At 38.0% G+C, this 14,637-nt stretch carries 14 protein-coding genes; 11 read left to right on the forward strand and 3 right to left on the reverse strand.

The window, feature by feature from the left end; all coding sequences use genetic code 11:
- Position 1: 1 nt before the first annotated feature.
- Positions 2-988, reverse strand: coding sequence for a TRAP transporter substrate-binding protein (locus NYR30_RS07845; RefSeq protein ID WP_066111784.1), 987 nt, complete (start codon positions 986-988; stop codon positions 2-4).
- A gap of 239 nt (positions 989-1,227) precedes the next feature.
- On the opposite strand from NYR30_RS07845, the gene uxaC reads away from it, so the two are divergent.
- From uxaC to NYR30_RS07865, 4 genes are all read left to right on the forward strand, one after another.
- Positions 1,228-2,646 (forward strand): glucuronate isomerase, encoded by a 1,419-nt coding sequence (gene uxaC / locus NYR30_RS07850; RefSeq protein ID WP_066111782.1) that lies wholly within the window; start codon positions 1,228-1,230, stop codon positions 2,644-2,646.
- 15 nt (positions 2,647-2,661) lie between these two features.
- Positions 2,662-4,113 carry a tagaturonate reductase gene (locus NYR30_RS07855; protein ID WP_066111780.1) on the forward strand — a complete coding sequence of 484 codons (1,452 nt, stop codon included), beginning with the start codon at positions 2,662-2,664 and terminating at the stop codon, positions 4,111-4,113.
- A 7-nt stretch (positions 4,114-4,120) separates the two neighbouring features.
- Positions 4,121-5,611 carry a UxaA family hydrolase gene (locus NYR30_RS07860; protein WP_066111778.1) on the forward strand — a complete coding sequence of 497 codons (1,491 nt, stop codon included), beginning with the start codon at positions 4,121-4,123 and terminating at the stop codon, positions 5,609-5,611.
- A gap of 138 nt (positions 5,612-5,749) precedes the next feature.
- A protein-coding gene (locus tag NYR30_RS07865) for an IS1182 family transposase (RefSeq protein WP_302500406.1) occupies positions 5,750-7,179 on the forward strand; the annotation gives its coding sequence in 2 pieces (ribosomal slippage) (positions 5,750-6,845 and positions 6,845-7,179; 1,431 coding nt in all).
- A 133-nt stretch (positions 7,180-7,312) separates the two neighbouring features.
- On the opposite strand, the gene gyrB is transcribed toward NYR30_RS07865, so the two are convergent.
- Together gyrB and NYR30_RS07875 are read right to left on the reverse strand one after the other, a co-directional pair.
- Positions 7,313-9,733: a DNA topoisomerase (ATP-hydrolyzing) subunit B gene (gene gyrB, locus NYR30_RS07870; RefSeq protein WP_066111776.1), complete on the reverse strand. Its 2,421-nt coding sequence runs from the start codon at positions 9,731-9,733 to the stop codon at positions 7,313-7,315.
- 126 nt (positions 9,734-9,859) lie between these two features.
- Positions 9,860-10,351 carry an HI_0449 family lipoprotein gene (locus tag NYR30_RS07875; protein WP_066107341.1) on the reverse strand — a complete coding sequence of 164 codons (492 nt, stop codon included), beginning with the start codon at positions 10,349-10,351 and terminating at the stop codon, positions 9,860-9,862.
- A 130-nt stretch (positions 10,352-10,481) separates the two neighbouring features.
- Between NYR30_RS07875 and yihI the strand changes: the two genes are divergently transcribed.
- The 7 genes from yihI to NYR30_RS07910 all read left to right on the forward strand — a co-directional run bounded on the left by yihI (position 10,482) and on the right by NYR30_RS07910 (position 14,601).
- Positions 10,482-11,042, forward strand: coding sequence for a Der GTPase-activating protein YihI (gene yihI / locus NYR30_RS07880; RefSeq protein WP_066111839.1), 561 nt, complete (start codon positions 10,482-10,484; stop codon positions 11,040-11,042).
- A gap of 2 nt (positions 11,043-11,044) precedes the next feature.
- On the forward strand, positions 11,045-11,479 hold the full coding sequence (locus tag NYR30_RS07885; RefSeq protein ID WP_066111774.1) for a DUF2489 domain-containing protein: 435 nt from the start codon (positions 11,045-11,047) through the stop codon (positions 11,477-11,479).
- A 23-nt stretch (positions 11,480-11,502) separates the two neighbouring features.
- Positions 11,503-12,870 (forward strand): oxygen-independent coproporphyrinogen III oxidase, encoded by a 1,368-nt coding sequence (hemN, locus tag NYR30_RS07890; RefSeq protein WP_066111772.1) that lies wholly within the window; start codon positions 11,503-11,505, stop codon positions 12,868-12,870.
- 14 nt (positions 12,871-12,884) lie between these two features.
- Positions 12,885-13,442: a YggT family protein gene (locus NYR30_RS07895; protein ID WP_066111770.1), complete on the forward strand. Its 558-nt coding sequence runs from the start codon at positions 12,885-12,887 to the stop codon at positions 13,440-13,442.
- Positions 13,442-13,759, forward strand: coding sequence for a DUF167 family protein YggU (gene yggU / locus NYR30_RS07900; RefSeq protein WP_066111768.1), 318 nt, complete (start codon positions 13,442-13,444; stop codon positions 13,757-13,759). The genes NYR30_RS07895 and yggU overlap by 1 nt, the downstream gene beginning before the upstream one ends.
- A gap of 9 nt (positions 13,760-13,768) precedes the next feature.
- Complete coding sequence (locus NYR30_RS07905; protein WP_269147525.1) at positions 13,769-14,065, forward strand: IS630 transposase-related protein; 297 nt, start codon at positions 13,769-13,771, stop codon at positions 14,063-14,065.
- Between the two features lie 80 nt (positions 14,066-14,145).
- Complete coding sequence (locus tag NYR30_RS07910; RefSeq protein ID WP_231923841.1) at positions 14,146-14,601, forward strand: transposase; 456 nt, start codon at positions 14,146-14,148, stop codon at positions 14,599-14,601.
- Positions 14,602-14,637: the final 36 nt, after the last annotated feature.

The raw sequence follows: 14,637 nt of genomic DNA on the forward strand, positions 1-14,637 counted from the left end.
ACTATTTATTTACAGCTTGTATTTGTTTAATAATTTCCGCTAATGCTGGATCCTTATTGAAATCGTCATATAACGGTTTCAATGCTTCACGGAATGGTGCTTTATCTACAGTAATAAATTTAGCCCCAGCTTTTTTCGCTTCTTCAGTAGAACGGGCAACTTCTTCATCCCACAATTTTTGTTGATAAGTTTCTGAATTATGAGCTGCTTCAGTTAAAATCGCCTTTTGCTTATCATCTAACTTATTCCATGTTTTTGCTGAAATAATCAAATAGTCAGGCACGCTAGTATGTTGATCTTCAATATAATATTTAGCAACTTCTACATGACGAGTTTGGTTATAAGATGGAATATTATTTTCTGCACCATCAATAACCCCTTGTTGTAATGCTGTATAAACTTCACCAAATGGAATTGGTGCTGGTGCTCCACCTAATAATTCGATTAACTTATTCGTTGTTGGCGTAGAAACAACACGAATCTTCAAGCCTTTCATATCTGCTGGAGAGTGAATCTCTTTCTTCGCATAAAAGCTTCTTGTACCTGCAACATAAGACGCTAACACATTAAAACCACTCTTTGTTGTCTTATCGGTAATTTCTTTACCAATTGGTCCAAATAGTACTTTTTTGAAGTGATCTTCATTATCAAAAAGATATGGACAACTAAACACAGAGAATTCTTTTACAAATGCTTCCATTTCACTTGCACTTGCTTTAGTCATATCTAAAGCATCATTTTGAATCAATTCGATAGTTTCACGTGGACCACCCATTTGTCCGCTAGGATAGATACGGATTTTTAGTTCTCCACCCGATTTTTCTTGTACTTCTTTTGCCATTTGTTCTAACGCTTTATGGACAACATGAGATTGATCTAAATTATGTGCTAACTTTAAAGTTACTCGTTGCGCTAATGCATTACCACTTACAAACAACATAGGTAAAGTAAGGCAAAGTCCAGATAGAATAAGTTTGTTAAATTTCATATGCATCTCCGAAAAGTGAATAAATGTATGATAGCTTTATCTCTCAATCCTTGAGATTTACCTATAGGATTTCTAAAACTGGCGTAATCCTAGCATTTATCTTTTAAATATGTCATACTTATTTATCAAAAATGAGATAAATATCACAAAAAAAACATCTTTATATTTTAAAATTGGTATAATAAGTTTAATATATACCTACTTTTTATCCTACCAATAATATTTATGGAGATGATTCAATGAATGCTTTTATTAATGACGACTTTTTATTAGATACTGAATTTGCAAAGAAACTCTTCTTTGATTATGCAGAACATCAACCAATTTTTGATTATCACTGCCATCTACCACCTGAACAAATTGCTACCAATTATCAATTTAAGAACCTCTATGACATTTGGTTGAAAGGTGACCATTATAAATGGCGTGCTATGCGTACTCATGGTGTTGATGAAAAATACTGCACAGGTGATGTCGATGATTATGAGAAGTTTCTCGCTTGGAGTGAAACTGTACCTCACACTATTGGTAACCCACTTTATCATTGGACACATCTAGAATTAAGACGTCCATTTGGCATCACTGATACGCTATTATCTCCAAAAACTGCTAAAGACATTTGGGATCGTGGTAATGCTTTACTACAACAAGAACAATTCTTTGCCAAAGGTATCATCCAACAAATGAATGTGAAATTCATTGGTACTACAGATGATCCAGTTGACGATTTACGTTTCCACAAAATTATTGCTAAAGATACTAACTTTAAAACTAAAGTAGCTCCAAGTTTCCGTCCTGATAAAGCGATCAATATCCATTTAGATACCTTTAATGGTTATGTTGCACAGTTAGCTAAAATTTCTAATATTGATATTTGTCGTTTCTACCAATTATGTAATGCCTTAGAACAGCGTATTGATTATTTTGCACAACATGGTTGTAAAGTATCAGACCACGCATTAGATGTGGTTGTTTATGCAGAAGCCACAGAAAATGAACTTGATCAGATTTTACAAAAACGTTTAGCAAACCAACCTTTAGAACCAATTGAAATTGCTAAATTCAAAACTGCAGTATTGGTCTTTTTAGGTAATGAATATCATAAACGTAATTGGGTACAACAATATCATATCGGTGCGTTGCGTAATAATAATACCTTAATGTTTAAACAATTAGGTCCAGATACAGGTTTTGATTCAATTAATGATGAACCTATTGCACAAGCGCTTTCTCGCTTACTTGATGCTCAAGCAAAAAATGATCGTTTACCAAAAACTATCTTATATTGCCTAAATCCAAGAGATAACGAAGTATTAGGTACGATGATCGGTAACTTCCAACAAGCAGGTATTAAAGGCAAAATGCAATTTGGTACAGGTTGGTGGTTTAACGATCAAAAAGACGGCATGATTCGTCAAATGACTCAATTAAGCCAACTTGGTTTACTTAGCCACTTTGTTGGTATGCTTACTGACAGCCGTAGTTTCCTTTCTTATACACGCCACGAATATTTCCGCAGAATTCTCTGCCGTATGATCGGACATTGGGTAAGAGATGGTGAAGCCCCTCAAGATCTTGCACTACTCGGCGAGATGGTCAAAAACATTTGTTTCGACAATGCACGCGATTATTTTGCAATCGAATTAAATCAAGAATAACTAGGAGATTAGACTATGCAACAACTCAACCGTACCAATTTCCCTGGCAATCAATATCCAACAAAAATCATTCAATTTGGTGAAGGTAACTTTTTACGTGCATTTATTGATTGGCAAATCGATTTATTAAATGAGAAAACCAATTTTAATAGTGGTATCACTATCATACGTCCGATTGATACAGATTTTCCACCGCTATTAAATACGCAAGATGGACTTTATACCACTATTATTCGTGGCTTAAATGAACAAGGTGAAGCAGTAAAACAAGCGCGAATTATTCGTTCTGTTAATAATGAAATTAATCCTTACCAACAATTTGATGACTATATCAACCTTGCTCATAACCTCGAGATTAAAATTATTTTCTCTAATACCACAGAAGCGGGGATTAGTTATCATGCTGGCGATAAGTTAACTGATCGTCCCGCACTCAGCTACCCAGCTAAATTAACCCAATTATTATATGAACGTTTCTTATTTGTGAACGGTGACAAAGATCATGGGTTTACTCTCTTACCTTGTGAATTAATCGATTACAATGGTGAACAATTGAAAGAGCTGGTGTTGCGTTATGCACAGGAATGGCAACTTTCAGCAGATTTCATTAGTTGGTTAAATGAAGCAAATACCTTCTGCTCTACTCTCGTTGACCGTATTGTCACTGGTTACCCACGTAATGAAGTTACTCAATTAACTGAAGAATTAGGTTACCAAGATACCTTCTTAGATACCGCTGAATATTTCTATCTCTTTGTTATTCAAGGTCCGAAATCGCTTGAAAAATTATTCCACTTAGATGAAGTGAATTTAAATATTTTAGTGGTCGATGATATTAAACCTTACAAAGAACGTAAAGTAGCCATTCTTAATGGTGCTCATACAGCATTAGTACCAGTAGCATATCTAGCTGGCGTTGATTATGTTGGTGATGCAATGCGAGATCAACAACTTTGCCAATTCGTAATGGATACATTACAGCAAGAAATTATTCCAACTCTCTCTTTGCCAAAAGCTGAATTGGAACAGTTTGCGAGTGCAGTGATCAGCCGTTTTCAAAATCCATTTATTCAACACGCACTGTTATCAATCGCGTTAAATAGTATGACCAAATATCGTACTCGTATTTTGCCACAACTACTGACTTATCAAGCACAAACGCAACGTTTGCCTGATCGTTTAACTTTTGCGTTGGCAGCGTTAATTGCCTTCTATCGTGGTAAACGTGGTGAACAAACTATTCCACTACAAGACGATCAAATTTGGTTAGACAATTTCAGCACTTGGTGGAATCAATTCGACCAACAACAAATTACGCTAACGCAGCTAGTACATAACGTATTAAGCCAAAATGAACACTGGCAACAAGATCTTACCAAAATTCCACATTTAGTTGATGAAGTAAGTGAAAAATTGTCAGCCATTTTGCAACAAGGTATGCGTAACGCTCTAACTCAATATTGCTAGGTGGTCTATGAAGCAGTACATTCAAATTCAAACACATGATAATGTTGCTGTTGCCTTACAAAACTTATCAGCTGGAGAAACTCTCCAGCTCGATAACGGCACCAATATCACCTTAAAACAAGATATTCCGCGAGGTCATAAATTTGCGATCCAAGCGATTAAACAAGCGGAAAACGTGATCAAATATGGTTATCCAATTGGTCATGCAACACAAGATATTGCAATTGGTGAATATGTTCATACCCATAATGTCAAAACCAATTTAAGTGATATTAATGATTATAGCTACCAGCCAGAACCATTACAGGTGCATACACAAAAAGCCGATCGTGAAGTACAAATCTATCGTCGTGCTAATGGCGAAGTGGCTATTCGTAACGAGCTTTGGATTGTACCAACCGTTGGTTGCGTGGTCGGTATTGCTAATCAAATTCGCCAACGTTTTTTGGCAAAAAATCCTGCTAACGATATTGATGGTGTCTTTACGTTTGCCCATAGCTACGGTTGCTCACAACTCGGTGATGACCATCAAAATACCAAAATTATCTTACAAGATATGGTAAAACACCCTAATGCCGGTGCAGTATTGGTGATTGGTCTAGGTTGTGAAAATAATCAGATTGATGCTTTTAAAGCAACACTAGGTGATTATGATGAACAACGAGTGAAATTTATGGTGTCGCAACACTATGAAGATGAAGTTGAAGTTGGACTTGAATTATTAGAACAACTTTACCAACAAATGCGCCACGACAAACGCGAAAGCGGTAAATTAAGCGAAGTTAAATTTGGTTTAGAATGCGGTGGTTCAGATGGTTTATCAGGCATTACAGCTAATCCATTATTAGGTAACTTCTCTGACTATGTCACTGCTAATGGCGGTACAACAGTACTCACCGAAGTACCCGAAATGTTTGGTGCTGAACGTATTTTAATGAGTCATTGTCGCGATCAACAAACCTTCCAAAAAACAGTGGATATGGTGAACGGATTTAAACAATATTTTATTTCACATCAACAACCAATTTATGAAAACCCATCACCAGGCAATAAATCAGGCGGTATTACCACACTTGAAGATAAATCTTTAGGTTGTACCCAAAAAGCTGGGCATAGCCAGGTTGTCGATGTCCTTAAATATGGTGAACGTCTTTCTCAACTGGGTTTAAACTTACTCACTGCACCCGGTAATGATGCCGTTGCCACTAGCGCATTAGCTGCTGCCGGCTGTCATATGGTGTTGTTTACTACTGGCCGCGGTACACCATATGGTGGTTTTGTGCCAACAATGAAGATTGCTACCAATAGCGAATTAGCACAACGTAAGCGTAATTGGATTGATTTTAATGCAGGTCGTTTAGTGGAAGATGTTAGTATGCCGCAATTATTTGATGATTTTATCGACAAGATAGTTGATATCATCAATGGTAAGCCAACTAAAAATGAGCTAAATGAGTTTCGCGAACTTGCTATTTTTAAGAGCGGTGTAACCTTATAGTAAACCCATGAGTGTGATTAACCTCCACACACTCGATAAAAAATAACGCCCAAGGATGGGCGTTCAGACTGCTGACAAACCTCTAGACATACCTCTAGAGGTTTGATCTAATAGGCATATCGAAAAAAGGAAATGCCTATGCTCAAAAATACTGCCTCACCCCAATATGAAATCGAGATGATAAGTCTCGAACAACTCGTACCGAAAGACCACCTTGTCCGTAAAGTCGCTAAAGCTATCGATTTTGAATTCATTCGTGATGAAGTGGCGCATCTCTATTGCCATGACAACGGTCGCCCCGCAGTTGACCCAGTTCGTTTGTTCAAGATAATGTTACTCGGCTATCTTTTCGGTATTAAAAGCGAACGCCAGTTGGTGAAAGAGATTGAAGTCAACGTCGCTTACCGTTGGTTTTTGGGGATGAGCCTCACGGAAAAAGTGATAGATGCTAGTACCTTAAGCCAAAACCGTCTTCGCCGTTTTAATGGTACGGATGTATTTGAGCGTATTTTTACCCACATTGTTTGGCAAGCGATGGAAAAAGGCTTGGTGGGAGGTAAATATCTGTTTACTGACAGCACCCACTTGAAAGCCAGTGCCAATAAAAACAAAAAGCATAATGAAAAGCGAGCAGTTCGAGTGAGCCAATATATCGCTATGCTCAACGAAGATGTGGCAAAAGAGAGGGAAGCAAAAGGAAAAAAGCCGTTAAAGGCGAGTGAGAAAGCCGTCGAAGTCAAAGACACCAACGTGAGCAATACCGACCCTGAAAGTGGGTATATGCACCGAGATAACAAGCCCAAAGGCTTCTTCTATCTCGACCACCGCACAGTCGATGGTAAATACGGGATTATTGTAGATACCTTTGCGACGGCAGGGAATGTCAATGACAGCCAACCCTATATTGCTCGTCTTGATGCCACCACAGAACGCTTTCGGTTCAAGCCCAAAGCGGTCGGGCTTGATGCAGGCTATTTTACCGCCCCTGTTGCCGAGAGTCTTGCCCGACGAGGCATTATTGGTGTATTTGGCTATCGTCGTCCCACCAAAGGCAAGAACCGCTTACGAAAAAGTGCGTTCCGCTATGATGTCGAAACTGACAGCTACACTTGCCCCGCAGGGCAATCGCTCCGCTATAGCACCACCACCCGAGAAGGTTATCACACTTACAAATCCAACCCGACCTATTGCCAAACTTGCCCACTACGTTCACAGTGTACCCAAAACCAAAAGCCGAACGCCTCATCACCAGGCATATTTACCAAGATGCTGTGGACAACGCCAATGCAGTGAGAATATCGAGGCAGGGCAGAAAACTCTATAAACGTCGAGCAGAAACCGTAGAGCGCAGCTTTGCGGATGCAAAACAACATCATGGACATCGCTATGCCCGTTATAGAGGGCTATCCAAAGTGCAAATGCAATGCTTCCTTGCGGCAATGGCACAAAATATCAAGAAAATTGCCCTGGTGGTATGGGCTATTTTGTCTTATTTATGGCGCCAATTTTGCTTGTTTGAGGCATGGGTAAAAAAATCAGCGAAAATGACCACTTGCCCAATTATCTGAAAGGAAAAGCAAGAGAAAAGCGACAAAGTAAAAAAACAAACCCACTTTTACCAAATGATTTTGGAAAGGTGGGTTTGTCAGCGGTCTGAACGCCCAAGGATGGGCGTTATTCTTCTCTCAAAAACTAAAATAATTAAATATCCAAATTCGCATGTAACGCATTGGTTTCAATGAAATCACGACGCGGTTCAACTTCATCACCCATCAAGGTTGTAAATAATTGATCCGCTGCGACTGCATCACGAATAGATACTTTCAACATACGACGCGCTTCAGGATCCATTGTAGTTTCCCAAAGTTGTTCTGGGTTCATTTCACCTAACCCTTTATAACGTTGCACTGATAAGCCACGACGTGACTCTTTCACCAACCACTCAATCGCTTGTTCAAAGCTGCTGATATTTTGCTTACGTTCGCCACGCATTACATAAGCACCTTCCTCAATTAGATTGCGTAATTGATGTCCTAATTTCATAATTAACGCATACTCACTGCCTTCCGCAAAATGGAAGTCCAACGCATAATCAGTGTCAATACCGTGTGTACGAACAGTAATTACCGGTTCATACAAATGACGTTCCGCGTTGTACTGCACCTTCGCTGCATAATGATTACCATGCAACTCTTTTTTCGCTAAGGTATCTACTAAACTATCTACCCATTGTTGTACAGCTTGCTCTTGTTGCATCAAAGTTTTATCTAAATCTGGATGATAAACTAATGCTTGTAAAATTGCGGCTGGATAACGGCGTGAAACACGCTGAATCATCTTATTAACACGATTATATTCAGCGACTAAATTCTCTAATGGTAAACCTTGCATTGCTGGTGCATCAGCATGAACAAACAATGCAGCACCATCTAAAGCAATCGCCAATTCATATTGTGTCATCGCATCGTCATCTTTGATATATTGCTCTTGCTTACCTTTCTTCACTTTATAAAGCGGTGGTTGGGCAATATAAACATGACCACGCTCAATCAGTTCAGGCATTTGACGATAGAAGAAAGTCAATAACAAGGTACGGATATGTGAACCATCCACATCAGCATCCGTCATAATGATGATATTGTGATAACGCAATTTATCCGGATTATATTCATCACGACCAATACCACAGCCTAACGCAGTAATTAACGCAGCCACTTCTTGTGAAGAAAGCATCTTATCAAAACGCGCTTTTTCAACGTTTAAGATTTTTCCTTTTAACGGTAAAATCGCTTGATTTTTACGATTACGACCTTGTTTTGCTGAACCACCTGCAGAATCACCCTCCACAATATAAAGTTCAGAAAGCGCTGGATCACGCTCTTGGCAATCTGCTAATTTACCTGGTAAGCCACCTAAATCCAATGCGCCTTTACGACGAGTCATCTCTCTCGCTTTACGAGCTGCTTCTCTAGCCCGTGCCGCATCAATAATCTTACCGACAATAATTTTCGCATCCGTTGGATTTTCTAATAAATACTCCTGTAGACGCTCGCCCATAGTCGATTCCACAACACCTTTCACTTCAGAAGAAACTAATTTATCTTTAGTTTGTGATGAAAATTTTGGATCTGGGACTTTAACAGAAACAATAGCAACTAACCCTTCACGCGCATCATCACCAGCCATTGAAATTTTCGTTTTCTTGTTGTAACCCTCTTTTTCCATATAGTTATTTAGCGTTCTGGTCATCGCTCCACGGAAACCAGCTAAATGCGTACCACCATCACGTTGCGGAATATTATTAGTGAAACAGTATAAGTTTTCTTGGAAACCATCGTTCCATTGCAAAGCAATTTCCACACCGATTCCGTCTTTTTCAGTCATTAAATAGAATGGTTTTGGATGAATTGGATTTTTATTGCGATTCAAATACTCAACAAACGCTTGAATTCCACCTTCGTAATGAAAGTGATCAGATTTATCAGTACGTTTATCAAACAATTTAATTGATACACCTGAATTAAGGAAAGAGAGTTCTCTTAAACGTTTTGCTAAGATTTCATATTGAAATTCAACATTACTAAAAATGGTTGCACTAGGCCAGAAGCGTACTGTTGTTCCCGTTTTATCACTTTCACCAATGACTGCTAACGGCGCTTGCGGCACACCTAAGTGATAAAATTGCTCATGAACATGACCTTCACGGCGAATCGTTAATTGCAATTTATCTGATAACGCATTAACGACTGATACGCCAACACCATGTAAACCACCAGATACTTTATAAGAATTATCATCAAATTTACCGCCCGCATGAAGCACAGTCATAATCACTTCTGCAGCAGATACACCTTCTTCCGGGTGAATACCAACAGGGATACCACGACCATCATCTTGCACCGACACAGAATTATCTTCATGAATTGTCACGACAATATCTTTGCAGTAACCTGCTAATGCTTCATCAATCGCATTATCGACAACCTCAAATACCATATGATGCAGCCCGGTACCATCATCTGTGTCCCCGATATACATACCCGGACGTTTACGTACTGCATCAAGCCCTTTCAGCACTTTAATACTTGATGAATCATAAGAATTTGACGTTTGTTCTGACATATTTTTTATCTCTAGTTTTACTCAAAAAATTAGGCAAGATTATAGCAGAAAAGCCCATTAAATCCTAGAAAATACCTTAGGATAGATAATCTCTTTTCTTAGTAATTCAGCTACTAATAATGCTGTTTAAGGACGGCACTGTTGGGCAAATTTTTCGCTACCTTGTGCAATCCAAGTGCTGTTCTTAGCGCTACGTTGTGCTTGTAAATCACGCAATGCATCATAAATACCTTGCTGTAAGCTTGGAACATCAACACCTTGCCAACAGTGCAAGCGTTGGAAATTACTTTGCAAATCAGCGGCAAAAATCATTCCGCTATAATAATCATAGATATAGGCATCAAATCCTCTACCTTGATCATATAACTGGTGCTTAAGTTCTGAAATGGGTTGTTTATATTTACCATTGAACCAATCCACTACTCCATGGGCAAACGAATCAACATAAAATTTCTCATTTACACGTCCTTGATAAGTTTGTTGAGTAGCTTCATAAGCTGGTGCATAAGAGGTTTGTACAATTTGTTGTTCTGGAAGATCAATCACTGGTTTAGGCGGCGTTTTTCCTGCACAAGCTGCTAATAATAAAACCGATGCAACAAATAATATTTTTTTCATTTCTCTATCCTTTTACTTCAATGGAATTAACACAATATACCTCAAGCAGTAGATGCTAAATTTTACAATTCAATGTTATAATCACAACCTATATAACCATTCTATAACCAATTATTATTCATTTTTTATTATGAGTCGCCAAAAGAAAACAAGAAAAATTAGTGATTTAATGCCTACGCGCAAACAGGATAAAAAAGAGCCTGCTATTGCTAAAAAAGGGAAAAAACCAACGCGTTATGAATTAGATAACAGAGCTTGGGAAGAAAAACGTAAGAAAAAACATAAAGGTCGCCCAGCAGGTAACCGTTATGCTACGAATACTGAGAAACAAGTTTCACAACCAACACAAGTAAAAGATCCTCGTATTGGCAGTCGTAAAAAAATTCCACTTATTGTTGAAGAAATTAATCGCCAGCCAATACAGCAGACAACTGCAAGCGATGAAATTAAGGTGAAAGCCAAAACTATCTCGCCAGAACAAGAGTTATTTGAGTTAGAAAATAATGAAGCCTTAAATGAATTGCTTGATCAATTGGATGCTGGGATCACACTGTCTAAACAGGATCAACAATTTGTTGATCAGTGCTTAGATAGAATCGAAGAACTAATGCAACAACTTGGCATTGAAGATGATGAGGAACAAGATCTTTATCAACAATTCGAAAAAATCAACATCAATCAATTTAAATAATTATGAATCTTCCTATTATCTTATTCATTATTGGTATTGTGATTACCGCAGCAATGACTGGTTACCTTATTTGGTTATTGATAAAAATAAGGAAACAGAAGCAATTATTACAACAAGCTTATGCGCAGCGTTTAGCGCGTTTGCAAGAAAGTATTGAAATCATTGCGAACGCAATGCTCACTGATGAATGCAATCATTCAGAAGGTGTATTACGTTTAAAACCATTACTCGAAGCTTATGGGAAAATTCAACTGAATGCTTTTCCAGCAATGCATGAGCTGTATCTCACTGTAAGAGATATGCCGATTAAAGATGAACGCAAAAGCTTAATAAAAAAAGAAAGAATGAGACTAGATTTAACCAGGGAAAGCACGGAAGCCAAATTAGAACAACAAATTAAATTGGAGTTACCTCAATTACTTGAGGGAATCAAATAAGTTATTTAGTGGGAAATTATATTATGTCCGAAATTTTATGGGATCATGACCTGATTCGTAAATATAACCAATCAGGACCTCGTTATACTTCTTATCCAACCGCATTGGAATTCAATGAAGTGTATAACAATGATGACTTTATTATGGCTGCAGAACGTTATCCTGAGCGTCCGTTATCGTTATATGTTCATATCCCTTTTTGCCATAAACTTTGTTATTTTTGTGCTTGTAATAAAATTATCACTCGTCATCAACATAAAGCGGACATCTATCTCGATTATTTAGAAAAAGAAATACGCACTCGTGCGCCACTTTTTGCTCAACGTACTGTAACGCAAATTCATTGGGGTGGTGGCACACCAACTTATCTCACTGAAGAACAATCTGCACGTTTAATGTCGATGCTGCGTGACCATTTCACCATTAGTGATAACGCAGAAATTAGTATCGAAATGGATCCACGTGAAATTGAGCTATTTATGCTGGATCACTTACGCAAAATCGGCTTCAACCGTATCAGTATGGGCATACAAGACTTTAATAAAGAAGTACAAGAAGCCATTAATCGTGAACAAGATGAGGCATTTATTTTTACTTTAATGCAACACGCGCGTGAATTAGGTTTTCAATCAACCAATTTAGATCTTATCTATGGTTTGCCATTACAGACATTGGATAGTTTTATGTTCACTTTACAAAGAGTGGTTGAGTTGAATCCAGATCGTTTAAGCGTGTTTAATTATGCTCATTTACCAACTCGTTTTGCTGGGCAAAGAAAGATTAAAGACGAGATGCTGCCATCACCGGAAAGCAAACTTGCTATCTTGCAAAATACCATCGAATTTTTGCAGAAATCTGGTTATAAATTTATCGGTATGGATCATTTTGCTAAACCAGATGATGAATTATCTCTCGCACAAGCGAATGGTGTTTTACATCGTAATTTCCAAGGCTATACCACCCAAGAAGAGTGTGATTTACTTGGTTTAGGCGTTTCTGCAATCAGCCTACTTGGTGATACTTATGCGCAAAATCAAAAAGAGCTAAAAAGTTACTATGCTGACGTTGAAACGCGTGGTATCGCTTTACATAAAGGTTTAGTCCTTACGCAGGAAGATTGCCTACGTCGTGACGTGATTAAAGCCTTGATTTGTAACTTTAAATTGAAATTTGCTACCATTGAACAACAGTATCAAATTAATTTTAAACAACATTTTGCGGAAGACTTGGCATTACTCGCCCCATTAGTTAAAGATGGTTTATTACAAATTGATGATGACGAGATTACTGTATCATCGAAAGGACGCTTATTAATTCGTAATATCTGTTTATGCTTTGATACTTATTCGCGCCAACAAGCAAAACGTCAGCAATTTTCACGAATTATCTAAATATAGGAGATTTAATGAATACATTGCAATTTCTTATTCAAACCATTATTGGAGTTTATATCTTTATTCTGGTTGCTAAGACTTGGTTACAATATTGTCGAGTCGATTTTTATAATCCTCTCTCACAAACCTTAGTAAAACTAACTCAGCCAGTATTAGCGCCACTGCGTAAAATTATCCCAATGAAATACAATATTGATTTCGCAGCATTATTGGTGGCTTTTATTTTAGGCGCTGTGAAATTGCCATTACTCTATTGGCTAATGTCTGGCACTTTATCATTAGAATTACCTTATTTATTATTGCTCGGTATTCTTTCAGTAGCGAAAGCGTGGGGCGAAATCATCTTCTGGGCGATTTTCTTACGTGCGATTATGAGTTGGTTCAGTCGTGGCAATAATCCATTAGATTATGTGCTTTATCAAATCAGTGAGCCATTGTTAGCGCCGATTCGTCGCATCTTACCAAGTACAGGTATGTTAGATTTCTCGGTAATGGTACTTGGCATTATTTTGATCTTATTAAATAACGTCTTACTCGATATTTTTGGACAACTTTGGCTAATCGCTTAATGGCTGTACAACAAACACCAGAAGGGCTGCTATTAAATATTTATTTGCAGCCCAAAGCCAGTAAAGATCAAATTATCGGTTTACATGGTGAAGAGTTAAAAATAACCATCACCGCACCACCTATTGATGGGCAAGCAAATGCCCACCTTCTTAAATTTTTAAGTAAGCAATTTAAAGTGGCTAAAAGCCAAATTTCACTACGCAAAGGTGAGTTAAACCGCCATAAACAAATTTTGATTACAGCACCTAATCAGATTCCTGAATGCGTAGCTGCATTGCTGAAATATAGTAAAACCCAATTAAATAAGCTACAATGAGCACATGGCATACCACAAGATTATCGACAAATGATATTAGCCAAGCTCGAAGGCGGTGCAAGCTTTCGAGAGTTGGCAGAAGAGTTTCAGCTCAGTACTAATACCATCCAACGCTGGAAGAAAAATCCTGAGCGCAAGAAACGTATAGTTAAACCGTATAAGCTTGATAACGAGCTTCTCAAAGCCGATGTTGAAGCTTATCCAGACGATTATCAATGGCAGCGGGCACAGCGTTTAGGCTGCAGTCAAAACGCGATTTGTACTGCATTAAAAAGGTTAGGGATAACCCATAAAAAAAGAGGCTAACGCCTTCTCAAGCAGATAGTGAGAAACGGGCATCATTTCTCAATAAGCTGAAATCGTTTGAAAAAGAGGACAGAAAAATCATTTATTTAGATGAAAGCGGTTTCAGAAGTCATAATAATAGACCACATGGGTATGCTCAAAGGAGAAAGCCTTGTCTTAGTCAATATAACGGGCAGCTTAAAAAGCAGAGTAATGCCATTGGTGCATTGCTCAATCAACAGCTTTTTGCCGTGGAGCTTTATGATTGCAGTATCAATAGTGATGTTTTTCATGGTTGGGTTAAACAGATATTGCTGCCTCAACTGCCCGATAACAGTGTCATCGTCATGGATAATGCAACTTTTCATAAAGGTTCAAATACAAAAGCGCTGATAGAAGCAACGGGGCATACGATTCTCTGGTTCCCACCTTATAGTCTTGACCTTAATCCGATTGAACATACTTGGGCTTGGATAAAGCAAAAACGCAATGAATGGCGGTTAAATTGTATCGATCGTCTGTTCTTTTATTTTATGTGGCTTTGTAGTGATTTTTAATGGTTTTTACTATAGAATGTGGAGTAGGATTATGGG

It is taken from the genome of Gallibacterium salpingitidis, assembly GCF_030517105.1.
GTDB lineage: Bacteria > Pseudomonadota > Gammaproteobacteria > Enterobacterales > Pasteurellaceae > Gallibacterium > Gallibacterium salpingitidis.